Source organism: Pseudomonas sp. B22129 (assembly GCF_044218875.1).
Taxonomy (GTDB): domain Bacteria; phylum Pseudomonadota; class Gammaproteobacteria; order Pseudomonadales; family Pseudomonadaceae; genus Aquipseudomonas.
Genome location: NZ_CP162592.1, coordinates 547,514 through 559,389 on the forward strand (window position 1 = coordinate 547,514; position 11,876 = coordinate 559,389).

10 protein-coding genes are annotated in these 11,876 nt (G+C 61.3%); 6 read left to right on the forward strand and 4 right to left on the reverse strand.

The annotated features are described in order from the left end of the window. Positions 1-7: 7 nt before the first annotated feature. Both AB4P94_RS02580 and AB4P94_RS02585 read right to left on the reverse strand, forming a co-directional pair. Complete coding sequence (locus AB4P94_RS02580) at positions 8-1,228, reverse strand: TolC family protein (RefSeq protein WP_395609272.1); 1,221 nt, start codon at positions 1,226-1,228, stop codon at positions 8-10. A 99-nt stretch (positions 1,229-1,327) separates the two neighbouring features. Continuing rightward, the gene (locus AB4P94_RS02585) at positions 1,328-2,233 is read right to left on the reverse strand and encodes a cation diffusion facilitator family transporter (protein ID WP_395609273.1); all 906 of its coding nucleotides are present in this window, start codon (positions 2,231-2,233) and stop codon (positions 1,328-1,330) included. 216 nt (positions 2,234-2,449) lie between these two features. Here AB4P94_RS02585 and AB4P94_RS02590 point away from each other — a divergent pair, with 216 nt between their 5' ends. Then, positions 2,450-3,820 (forward strand): gluconate:H+ symporter, encoded by a 1,371-nt coding sequence (locus AB4P94_RS02590; protein WP_395609274.1) that lies wholly within the window; start codon positions 2,450-2,452, stop codon positions 3,818-3,820. A gap of 3 nt (positions 3,821-3,823) precedes the next feature. Here the strand turns inward: AB4P94_RS02590 and AB4P94_RS02595 are convergent, their stop codons facing one another. Beyond that, positions 3,824-5,113, reverse strand: a complete 1,290-nt coding sequence (locus AB4P94_RS02595) for an MFS transporter (protein WP_395609275.1) — start codon at positions 5,111-5,113, stop codon at positions 3,824-3,826. A 185-nt stretch (positions 5,114-5,298) separates the two neighbouring features. On the opposite strand from AB4P94_RS02595, the gene AB4P94_RS02600 reads away from it, so the two are divergent. The 4 genes from AB4P94_RS02600 (at position 5,299) to AB4P94_RS02615 (ending at position 10,578) form a co-directional block, all read left to right on the forward strand. Then, on the forward strand, positions 5,299-6,717 hold the full coding sequence (locus tag AB4P94_RS02600) for a short-chain fatty acid transporter (RefSeq protein ID WP_395609276.1): 1,419 nt from the start codon (positions 5,299-5,301) through the stop codon (positions 6,715-6,717). Positions 6,718-6,917: 200 nt separating this feature from the next. Beyond that, the gene (gene acpA, locus AB4P94_RS02605; protein ID WP_395609277.1) at positions 6,918-8,618 is read left to right on the forward strand and encodes an acid phosphatase; all 1,701 of its coding nucleotides are present in this window, start codon (positions 6,918-6,920) and stop codon (positions 8,616-8,618) included. A 122-nt stretch (positions 8,619-8,740) separates the two neighbouring features. Next, complete coding sequence (locus AB4P94_RS02610; protein ID WP_395609278.1) at positions 8,741-9,910, forward strand: hypothetical protein; 1,170 nt, start codon at positions 8,741-8,743, stop codon at positions 9,908-9,910. 146 nt (positions 9,911-10,056) lie between these two features. Further along, positions 10,057-10,578, forward strand: coding sequence for an SET domain-containing protein-lysine N-methyltransferase (locus AB4P94_RS02615; protein WP_395609279.1), 522 nt, complete (start codon positions 10,057-10,059; stop codon positions 10,576-10,578). Here the strand turns inward: AB4P94_RS02615 and can are convergent. Continuing rightward, positions 10,575-11,219, reverse strand: a complete 645-nt coding sequence (gene can / locus AB4P94_RS02620) for a carbonate dehydratase (protein ID WP_003188288.1) — start codon at positions 11,217-11,219, stop codon at positions 10,575-10,577. The genes AB4P94_RS02615 and can overlap by 4 nt on opposite strands. 138 nt (positions 11,220-11,357) lie before the next feature. Between can and AB4P94_RS02625 the strand changes: the two genes are divergently transcribed. Continuing rightward, positions 11,358-11,762, forward strand: a complete 405-nt coding sequence (locus tag AB4P94_RS02625) for a serine kinase/phosphatase (protein WP_395609280.1) — start codon at positions 11,358-11,360, stop codon at positions 11,760-11,762. Positions 11,763-11,876: the final 114 nt, after the last annotated feature.

Genomic DNA, 11,876 nt, shown 5'->3' on the forward strand with positions numbered 1-11,876 from the left:
GGAAAAATCAAAACCGGGCGAGGTCGCCGTAAATCCGCTCGATGCGCACCCAGGCGTCGGTGGCCTGTGCAGTCGCGGCGAGGTATTGGGTACGCGCCGCGATCAGGGTGCGCTGGGCGTCGAGCACATCAAGAAAGTTGAACTTGCCCATCTCGAAGCCGCGGGTGGCACTGTCCACCGCGCTTTGCGCAGCGGGCAGGATTTGCTGGTTGAAGGCTTGCACCTCGGTGTTCGCGGTTTGCCACAAATCCAGGGCCTGGCGGGTTTCGGTACGCAGGCGCAGTTCGGTGGCGTTGCGCAGGTCGCGGGCCTGATCGGCACGGCGGCTGGCGGCAAGGACGTTGCCCTGGTTGCGGTTGAACAGCGGGATCGGCATCGACACGCCCACCAGGTTCACCCGTTCGCGCACGCTGGCGTCGTACTGGCTGCCGATGGACACGTCGAGGTCGGGAATACGCTGGGCTTTTTCCAGGCCCACACTGGCTTCACTTTGCTGGATTTGCAGCTCGGCCAGACGCAGGTCTGCGGTCTGCTCAAGGCGTGCCAGCAACTGCGCGGTGGCTGGCAAGGGCGGCGTCGATTGGCTTTGCACCGCCACGGCTTGAAAGTCGGGCGCCGCGCTGCCAGTGCTCGCAGCCAGGCTGCGGTAGGCGTCAGCCAGGCCAATTTGCGCGCGGTTGAACTCCAGGCGAATTTCCGACACTTGCACCTGCGCGCGAGTCGCTTCCACAGGCGAAGCCTTGCCGGCGGTGACGCGCCCCTTGGCGACCACCAGCCCGCGCTCGGCCAAGGCGAGAGAGCGTTGCGCCAGCTCCAGGCGCTGCTGGGCACGAAGGGCACCGTAATAACCGTCGATCACTTCGGCTCGAAGCGCATTCCGGCGCTGCTCCAGGGTCAGCGCGGCAGCATCCTGCGCACGCTCGGCCACCTCGATCCGCGCGCCGCGCTTGCCGCCCAGTTCCAGGGCCTGGCTGAGTTTGATGCTGGTGGTGCGGGTGTCGCGCCGGGTGTCTTCGACATCCACGGAGGCCACCGGGTTGGGGATCAACCCGGCCTGTTGGCGCCCGCCCTTGGCGATGTCGATTTCCCATTGCGCTGCCGCCAGGTCCGGGTTGTTGGCGAAGGCGGCTTGCAGGGCTGAATCGAGGGTAAGGGTTTGTGCCTGGGCGACGCTTGCGACTGCCCACAATGCCGTCGCCCCCAACAGTGTTCTAACGGAAAATGCCATAACGAGAGTTCCACGCCCATGAAGTCGCTGAGTTTTCCCAGCGGGGGCAATGTAGCTTTCGGTACTTATCGCGGCGGTGGAGGGAAGATTACAAATCCGTCAGGCATGCAGCTCGTCGTGGTCGTCGTGTTGAAAGCCTTCACCCTCGACCTGAAGTGTCGCGTGGGAAATATCGAATTGTTCGTGAAGCAATTCCGTCACCCGCGTGAGGATTTGGGGTTCGGTGCCTTGGGACGAGTCCGCGACCAGATGCGCACTCAGCACATTCTTGCCGCTGGTAAGGGCCCAGATGTGCAAGTCGTGCACGTCCTTGACCCCAGGCACACCGCGTATCGCCTGCTCGACCTGATCGATATCAACGCCGTCCGGCACGCCTTGCAGCAGCACGTTCATGCTTTCCTTGAGCAGCGTCCAGGTACGTGGCAGCACCCAAAAACCAATGGCGGCTGCCACCACAGAATCGACCCAGCCCCAACCGGTGAACATGATCACCACCGCCGCGATGATCACGCCGATGGAACCGAGCATGTCGCTCCAGACTTCCAGGTAGGCGCCCTTCACGTTCAGGCTCTCGCCACTGGCGGCACTGAGCAGGCGCATGGAGATCAGGTTGACGATCAGCCCCAGCACGGCAATCACCAGCATGCCGGTGGACTGGATCTCGGCGGGTGCCTGCAGCCGTTGCCAGGCCTCGTACAGGATGTAGAACGCTACGGCGAACAGCAGCAGTGCGTTGAACGCCGCCGCCAGAATCTCGAACCGTGCATAGCCGAATGTGCGCTTGCGGTCGGCCGGGCGTTTCGCGACCTGGATGGCCACCAGAGAAATCGCCAGCGCCAGGGCGTCGGTCATCATGTGCGCAGCGTCCGACAGCAGCGCCAGGCTGCCGGTGACGAAGGCGCCGATGACTTCGGCAATCATGAAACTGCCGGTCAATCCCAACGCCATCCATAACTTGCGTTCGTGGCCGGCGCGTACTTGGGCGTGGCTGTGTCCTGCGCTCATGAAAAATCCTCGAGGTGTGGGGTGCGTGGATCATAGAGCTATAGGTCAAATTCCCGTGCATGGGTTGCAGATTTGTCATCCGCCCGCCAGCGCGCTGTTAAATTGATCGCACCAAAATCGCACAAGAGCGCGCTGGAACGGTTCTATCAGGTATGCTTTTCAGGCAGGAAACAAAAAGAAACAAATTAGCCAACCTGTTCGATAAGGAGTCCCGTTTTGGAGTTATCGACTGCCGCGTGGATGGTTCACGACACCCGCCTCATGTTTTGCGTATTGCTGGCCATCGCCAGCATCATCGTGCTGATCAGCGCGACCAAGCTGCCGCCGTTCCTGTCGATACTGATCGGTACGTTTATCGCCGGCGTGGGCGCTGGCCTGCCACCGGAAGAAGTCGCCAAGGCCTTCAGCAAAGGCGCCGGGGCGATCCTTGGCGAGGCCGGGATCATCATTGCGCTGGGCTCGATGCTCGGCGCGCTGATGGCTGAATCCGGCGCGGCCGACCGCATCGCCACCACCCTGCTCGGGTTGGGCAAGGGCAAGTCATTGCCGTGGGTGATGGCGCTGGTGGCGATGGTGATCGGTTTGCCGCTGTTCTTCGAAGTGGGCCTGGTGATGATGGTGCCGATCATCTTCGTCATGGCCAAACGTTCGAACCAGCCACTGCTGAAAATCGCCATCCCGGCGCTCGCGGGCATGACCACCCTGCACGCCCTGATGCCACCGCACCCGGGGCCGCTGATTGCGGTGGGCGCATTGCATGCCGATTTGGGCCTGACCATGTTGCTGGGTTTCTGCCTGGCGGTGCCGGCGGTGATCCTGGCCGGCCCGATTTACGGCAACTGGCTGTCCAAGCGCCTGCACGTGGATGAACCGGCCGACATCGGCGCGCTGTTCAGCGCGCCGCCCAAGGCACCGCGCCAGCCGAGCTTCGGCATCTCATTGCTGATCATTTTGTTGCCGGTGATTTTGATGCTCGGCAGCACCCTGGCCAAGGTCGCCATGTCACCGGAAAACCCGCTGGCACTGACTTTGAAATTCCTCGGCGAACCGCTGATCGCCCTCGGCCTGGCCGTGATCGCCGCCGTGGTCTGCCTAGGCTGGGCCGCCGGCATGCCGCGTGCGGAAGTCGGCAACACCCTGCGTAAAGCCCTCGCGCCGATCGCCGTGCTGCTGCTGACCATCGGCGCCGGTGGCGGCCTCAAGCAAACGTTGCTGGACGCTGGCGTCAGCCAAACCATCAGCAAGGTCGCAGAAGGCGCGCACATGCCGTATCTGCTGCTGGCCTGGTTGATCGCCGTGGCGCTGCGCCAGGCGACCGGCTCAGCCACCGTCGCCACGACCACCACGGCAGGCATTCTCGCGCCGATGATGGCCGGGCTGGCGGCAACGCAAAGCTCGTTGGTGGCCCTGGCGATTGGCGCCGGCTCGGTGTTCTTCTGCCACGTCAACGACGCCGGGTTCTGGATGGTGCGTGAGTACTTCGGCTTGCAACTCAAGCAGACGATCTGGGTATGGTCGGTGTTGCAGACCATCGTTTCAGTCGTCGGTTTGATCGGTACGTTGCTGCTCTGGCACTTTTTGACGTAACCCTCAGGCGGCCAAGGTGTGGCGCTTGCCAAACAGCGCCACACTCGCCACTCCCACCGCGCCCATCACCACGCAATAACCCACGCAAATCCACGGGCTGGTCGGCATCAACGCGATCAACAACAGCGGCGTGGTACTCGCCCACAATGCGTAGGCAATGTTGTAGGTAAAGGAAATACCCGACACCCGCACCTGCGCCGGGAACAGCCCGACCATCACCGACGGCACCGCGCCGACTACCCCGCAACTCAAGCCCGCCACCGCATACGCCGCGCCCAGCCACACGCCGCCGGCGATCAGGCTTGCATACAGAACCGCAATGCCCACTGGCAGCAACAGGCTATAGACCAGCACCGCGCGCCAGGCGCCGATGCGGTCCACCAGCAGGCCGGCCAGTACACAACCGATGTTCAGGAAAACGATGCCCAGCGCACTCAATGCGAAGGTATGGCTGGGGGTCATGCCGAAGGTTTTTTGCATCATGGTCGGCGTGATAACCACCAGCACCACGACGGCGGAGGTGAGCACGCAGGTGAGGATCATCGCCGGCAACAGCACGGCGCGATGGTCGCGTAATACGGTTCGCAAGGGCATCTCGGCAGCGGCTTGACGGCGAGCCTGCATTTCCAGGAACACCGGGGTTTCGCTGAGCCAGCGACGCAGCCACACACCAATCACGCCGAATACACCGCCGAGCAGAAAAGGAAAACGCCAGGCGTAGTCGAGGATTTCAGCCGGGGTGAAGACTTGCGCGAGCAAGGTTGCGGTGAGTGCTCCGAGCAGGTAGCCGAAGGTCAGGCCGGCTTGCAGGAAACCCAGGGCGTAGCCACGATGGTTTTTCGGTGCGTGTTCGGCGACGAAGGTCCAGGCGCTGGGCACTTCACCGCCCACCGCCGCGCCTTGCAGCACGCGCAGCGCCAGCAGGATCAGCGGGGCGAAATAACCGATTTGCGCGTAAGTGGGCATGATCCCGATCAGCAGGCAGGGCAAGGCCATCATCAGAATGCTCAGGCTGAACACGCGTTTGCGCCCCAGGTGATCGGCGAAGTGCGCCATCAGGATGCCGCCTAACGGGCGCGCCAGGTAGCCGGTGACGAAGATGCCGAAACTTTGCAGCAGGCGCAGCCATTCGGGCATTTCCGGCGGGAAGAACAGTTGGCTCAAGGTCAGCGCGAAGAAGACGAAGATGATGAAGTCGTAGATTTCCAACGCACCGCCGAGGGCGGCCAGGCCCAGGGTTTTGTAGTCGGAGCGGGAAAAACGCTGCGCCTGTGGGGAAAAGGTGGCAGTCATGGGATGGCTCGGCAGACAAACAAAATGGCGTGCAGGTTATGAGCTGAGCCAGATGATGGCAATCGCGGCAGATATATTTGTTTTCCTCATGGATCGATGAAGATAACTGCATTCCCATATCAATGGCCGTAGCGGAATATGCCGGAAAACTGCCAACACCCTAATAAATACAAGAGGTAGAACCTGTGGCCGATGCAATTGAAGAAAGCCGCTATGCCCGATTTGCCCTGCGCTGTTCCAACTTCGCCGAGCGATGGTTTCCCGACTCCTGGGTGTTTGCCGCCCTCGCCGTGATCATCGTCGCCGTGGCGACCCTGGGCATGGGCGCCGCGCCGTCTGAAGCCGCCAAGGCGTTCGGCGACGGCTTCTGGAGCCTGATCCCGTTCACCATGCAGATGGCCTTTGTGGTCATCGGTGGTTACGTGGTGGCCAGTTCGCCGCCTGCGGTGAAACTGATTGACCGTTTGGCGCGCATCCCGAAAAACGGCCGCTCGGCTGTGGCCTGGGTGGCGTTGATTTCCATGGTTGCGTCCTTGCTCAACTGGGGCTTGTCCCTGGTATTCGGCGGTTTGCTCGTGCGTGCACTGGCCCGTCGTACGGATTTGCGCATGGACTACCGCGCGGCCGGTGCTGCGGCTTACCTAGGGCTTGGCGCGGTGTGGGCGCTGGGGCTGTCGTCGTCGGCCGCGCAATTGCAGGCCAACCCCGCCAGCTTGCCGCCGTCGATCCTGTCGATCACCGGGATGATCCCGTTCACCGAGACCATCTTTTTGTGGCAATCCGGCGTGCTGTTGCTGGCGCTGATCGTGGTGTCGCTGATCATCGCCTACGCCACCGCGCCGGGCCCGAACAGCGCGCGTGATGCCAAGGCCTGCGGCGTCGACCCGGCCTTCAACCTGCCCAAGCCACAAGCGCCGACCCGCCCGGGCGAGTGGCTGGAACACAGCCCGTTGCTGACCATTTTGCTCGCGCTGCTGGCCGCCGGCTGGCTGTTCCATGAGTTCTCGACCAAGCCGGCGATCAGCGCCATCTCGGGGCTCAACACCTATAACTTCCTGTTCATCATGGTCGGGGCTCTGCTGCACTGGCGCCCGCGCAGCTTCCTGGATGCCGTGGCCCGCGCGGTGCCGACCACCACCGGCGTGCTGATCCAGTTCCCGCTGTACGGCTCGATCGCGGCGTTGATGACGGTGGTCAAGGGCGGCGACGGTCAGACCCTGGCGCACCACATCTCGTTGTTCTTCACCTCCATCGCCTCCCACGACACCTACGCGCTGTTGATGGGGGTGTACTCGGCGGTGCTCGGCTTCTTTATTCCGTCGGGCGGCGGCAAGTGGATCATCGAAGCGCCCTATGTGATGCAAGTGGCCAATGACCTGCAATACCACTTGGGCTGGGCGGTACAGATCTACAACGCCGCCGAGGCGCTGCCGAACCTGATCAACCCGTTCTATATGCTGCCGTTGCTGGGCGTGTTGGGATTGAAGGCCCGGGATTTGATCGGGTTTTCGTTCGTGCAGTTGTTGGTGCACACGCCGCTGGTGCTGTTTCTGCTGTGGGCGCTGGGGACGACGTTGAAGTATTTGCCGCCGGTGATGCCGTAACGCGATCCATGTGGGAGCTGGCTTGCCTGCGATGGCGATGTATCAATCGGCATATGGGTCGATTGATACACCGCCATCGCGGGCAAGCCCAGCTCCCACATTGAGATGCAGCATCAGCAGAATTGTCTTCGTTCCGTCACATTCCATTGCTACCGTCCTGCGAAATATCTTGAAACAACCACCCCGCAGGGACTCACAGCATGAGTGATGAGCACGAAGACCGCCCTTCCGCCGATTCCGCAGCCCAGGCGCCGGTAGACACCAGCCGCCGACGCTTCCTGGGCGGCGCGGCAGTGCTGGGGGTCGGCGCGACGCTGAGTGCCTGCGGCAACACCAGTGAAGCGCCGGGCAAACCGGTGACGCGGCCACTCACGCCGCAGGAACTCGACAAGGCATTGCATGACCAGGTGAAAACCGTGGTGGTGATCTATGCCGAAAACCGAAGCTTCAACAACCTGTTTGCTGACTTCCCAGGCGTTGAGAAACCGCTGTCGGCACTCTCTGCCGCTGACGTCCAGCAACGTGACCGCGACGGTAGCCCGTTGACTACACTGCCCCCCGCTTGGGGCGGCGTGTTGCAAGTCGGCCCGCAAAGCGTGGACGGGGTGACGTACCCCAGCGAAGTGCAATACCAGGAAAACCTGCCCAACGCGCCGTTCGCCCTCAAGGGCCCGAACGCCGAAGACCTGCCGCTGAGCCTGGTCACCCGTGATTTGTGGCACGTGTTCTACCAGAACCAGATGCAAATCAACGGCGGCAAGAACGACAACTTCGTGGCTTGGGCGGATTCCGGCGGCCTGGTGATGGGCTATTACGCCCAGAGCCGTTATGCCCTGCGCCTGTGGGATGTGGCCAAGGAGTTTGTGCTCTGCGACAACTTCTTCCAGGGTGCCTTTGGCGGTTCGTTCCTCAACCACCAATACCTGATCAGCGCCACGGCACCGTTTTACCCGAACGCCGCGCAATCCGTGGCCAAGGCACAGATCGCCTCGCTGCAAAGCGATGACCCGACCGACCCGCGCCTGAAGCCGCTGGACAAATCCCCGGCCAGCGCCATGACGGGCCCACCGCAGTTCGGCCCCAGTGCCCTGACCCCGGACGGCTACGGCGTCAACACCCTCGCTCCACCTTACTGGCCGACCTGGATTCGCGACCCGGAAAACCCGGATTACTCCAAACCCGACCTGCCCAACGTGCTGGTGCCGCAAACCCACGAACACATTGGCGACAAGCTGTCGAAAAAGAACATCGACTGGGCTTGGTACGCCGGTGCGTGGCAGGCGACGCTGGACCAGTTCAAGGATTCGGGCGGTATTCCGAAGATTCCGAACTTTCAGTACCACCATCAGCCGTTCAACTATTTCAAGCAACAAGGGCCGCAAAACCGCGCCGAGCGTGACAAGCGCCTGCGTGACGGCGGCTTGGGCGATGAGTCGAGCACCAACAAATTCTTTGCCGATGCCCAGGCCGGCAAGCTGCCTGCCGTCACCTTCTACAAGCCCCAGGGCAACCTCAACATGCACGCCGGTTACGCCGACGTGGCCTCGGGCGACCGCCATATCGCCCGCGCCTTGAAGGTGCTGCAGGAAAGCCCGCAGTGGAGAAACATGGTGGTGGTGGTCACTGTCGATGAAAACGGCGGCTGGTGGGACCACGTCGCACCGCCCAAAGGCGACCGCTGGGGCCCGGGCACACGGATTCCGGCGCTGGTGGTCTCGCCCTTTGCGCGTAAAGGCACAGTGGACCATACGGTTTACGACACCGCATCCATCCTGCGCTTGATCACACGGGTGTTCCAACTGGAGACGCTGGACGGCCTCAAGCAGCGCGATGACGCGATGATCGCCCGCGGCCAGAAGCCGATGGGCGACTTGAGCAATGCATTGCAGTTCAACCTGTAGGTTTTCTTATCCAATAGCGACATGGTCGGCGATTTAGCACGCGGTTTTCCTAGTCAACCGCTACTGTGTGCAAGTGGGCCTTCATCCCGCGCAGACGGGCTTTTGCTGACAAGGAATCAAGCATGTTCAAACCGACCAGGTTGTCTTTTACCCTGGCCGCACTGCTGGCCAGTGCGGTCGTACAAGCCGACGTCGAAGTGCCACTGGGCAGCACGCAACGTGTCACCCAGTTGTTCGCGTTTCCCAACAATTGCAACGTGATCTGCTTGCGGCCCTGGACGCTGGAACAGACCGCCGAGCATTACTTGAACCAGAGCCTGCAGCGTGACGGCTACAGCCGCGCCAAGGTCAGCGTAAAAGCCCACGACGGTCAGCTGTCGGCGACGTTTACCGGCGTACCGGACGGCTACGGCCAGCCCCTGACCACGTTGCTCAATACTGCTGACCTCGCCTATCAGGGCGCCAGCAAGCTCAACAGCGACGGCAAATGGGCCTACAACTGGTACCTGTTCCTGCCGCTGGGCATGGCGCTGGAAAACCGCAAAAGCATCGAATTGCTGCATTTCCCGCCGGATTACTCACTGACCCAGGCCCAGGATTACCTGGAATCGGCCACCACAGACCGTTGGGCCACCCTGCTCACCGACAATGGCATTCCCGCGACCGAGACCCCGGCTTACCAGACCATCATCGACATCGCACCGATTGCCGCCCCGTCCAACGCGGGCAAGGACCTGGAGACCGTCTACAGCTACTTCACCGATTACCAGACACGCATGGTCAAGGAGTTGAGCCTGCACGCCAGTAGCTCATTGCCGATGGTGGCGTTCGGCGCGCCAGTGCGCAGCTGGATCAAGCAACAGTATGGCCAAACGGTGAACGTGTTGAGCCTGGCGCAAATCAGCCCGGCGGCCGGTAAAACCGTGTCGGTGCTGGGCGCCAACCACCCGAGTTACATCTGGTACGCGGCAGACCCCGCCACCTACGACGGTAACGAGCAGAAGGCCGACGAAGCCGGTTTGAAAGTGATGGGCCAGGATTTGAGCGCAGCCTGCTGGCAAGCCGGGATGGGGCAGAAGCCAGCCAGTGACCCGAATGTGCTGCTCAAGGCCTGCATGAACACCTGGCAAGTCACGCGCAAAGAACAAACCTGTGAGCTGTTCTATACCTCTGTGCGCAACCTGACCCCAGACCAGGCCAACGCAAAATGTGCCACGCCCACCACCAAGGCGCAGCTCAAGCAATTGAAGGACGCCGCCCCGGCACCCGCGCTCACCGCGCCGGCACTGTAAAGTGCACATAAAAAACCGATGACTACTGTCAATAATGACAGTAGCCATCGGTTCCATGTTCAGCGAGTCTTGAGCCGCGCCCATTCGCTGCAAGACTGGTAATCAAACAACATTCGCAGGTCGATGCAGCCCAACCAGGGAGAGTTATGAAAACTCAAGCCATGGATAAGGCTAATCGGGCTGGTGCTGACTGCATCTACCCATTTGCTACAACGCCGCCAGGTCGCTACCCGTCAACCCGTCATTTTCAAGTGGTACACGATCAAAACGGACGAGCAACAGGCATTCAATCGCGCATACGGTTCGACAGCAGAACCCGTATCGCCAACGTGTCCGGCTATGCCACCCGAGAGCGCCGCCCGAACACGTTTCAGATCTCTTCACACATTTATCTGTTTGACTGCTGGTTTTGCGGGCTGCTCAACCACTCGTGCGACCCCAATGTGCTGCTGGACACCGACTTCCTGGAATTGTGGTCGCTGTACCCTATCCTGGCCGGTGCACTACTGACCATCGACCACGCCGTCACAGCAGACATCCTGCCTTACCAATTTGCCTGCAACTGCGGCAAGCCCCGTTGCCGAGGCTGGATCAAGGGCCGCCAGGAACAGATAAACGCAGAGGGCCTGCGCTTTCTGGAGCAGTGGCACAACCGTGTTGGCTGTTAAGCCTCGCCCAACGGGCGCAGGCGATATTGCGGCGGCAACTGCTCGAAACCACTGATGGTGGTGTTCAAGCTTTTCCAGCGGCCATCCTTGATGCCGTAAATGCACCCATGGATCGACAGACTCTGCCCGCGGTGCCAGGCGTTTTGCACAATGCTGGTGTGGCCGACGTTGGCCACTTGCTGAATTACATTCAGCTCGCACATGCGGTCTACGCGTTCTTCTTCGGTGGGCAGTTGGGCCAGCACGTCACGGTTTTCGTAGTAGAGGTCCCGAATGGTGCGCAGCCAGCCGTCGATCAGGCCAAACTGGCGGTCCTGCATCGAGGCGCGCACGCCGCCGCAGCCATAGTGGCCAGTCACAAGGATGTGTTTGACCTTGAGCACGTCCACCGCGTACTGGATCACCGACAGGCAATTGAGGTCGGTGTGCAGCACCACGTTGGCCACATTACGGTGCACGAACAAATCACCTGGCAGCATGCCGACGATTTCGTTGGCCGGCACACGGGCGTCGGAGCAGCCGATCCACAGGTATTCCGGGGTTTGCTGGCGGGCCAGCTTGGCGAAGAATTCGGGATCTTCCTGTTTGATCGCGTCCGCCCAGCGTTCGTTGTTATCAAGCAGGTCTTGTAGTTCGTTCATCAGGAAAGCCTCAGGAATGATGCGCAGTTTTGTGACTGACAACCCCTCGTCCGGGTCACGCTCGGCGCGAATTAGCTTGAATCTTTGGAGCACCGTGCCTGTCCACACACTATAAGCCCCACAGTATGAGGATTGGCCATGACTGAATCACGACGCCCCTTCGGCGCTACACAGCCCGAACCGATTGATGACAATGAAGACCGCATGGGTTCCATGCGCGAGCTGGATTTTGACGAGGAAGAGCCCACGGCGGAAATCGGCGATGAAATTCCCGCGCGCGAGCGCAAGCACCTGATGCCCGACGAACGGGTGCGCGAGGCGGGGTTGACCGGCGCATCGACGGATGATCATGAGCCGACCGACGACGATATGAGCCCGGAAACGCTGATCCATGAGGATGGCGCGCGGGATGCAAGAGAGGAAGGCGAGGATAATCCGGCGGATTATGATCTGAGCATCGTCGATGAAGACGAGATTGGCGGCGGGAATGGGCTGGATGAGGCCGAGCTGGCGGATATTGATCCGGTGGACGGCAACCGCTAAAAATACGCGACTCAAAATGTGGGAGCGGGCTTGCTCGCGAATACGGAGTGTCAGTTGACAGATATCCTGACTGATACACCGCTTTCGCGAGCAAGCCCGCTCCCACATTTGGAT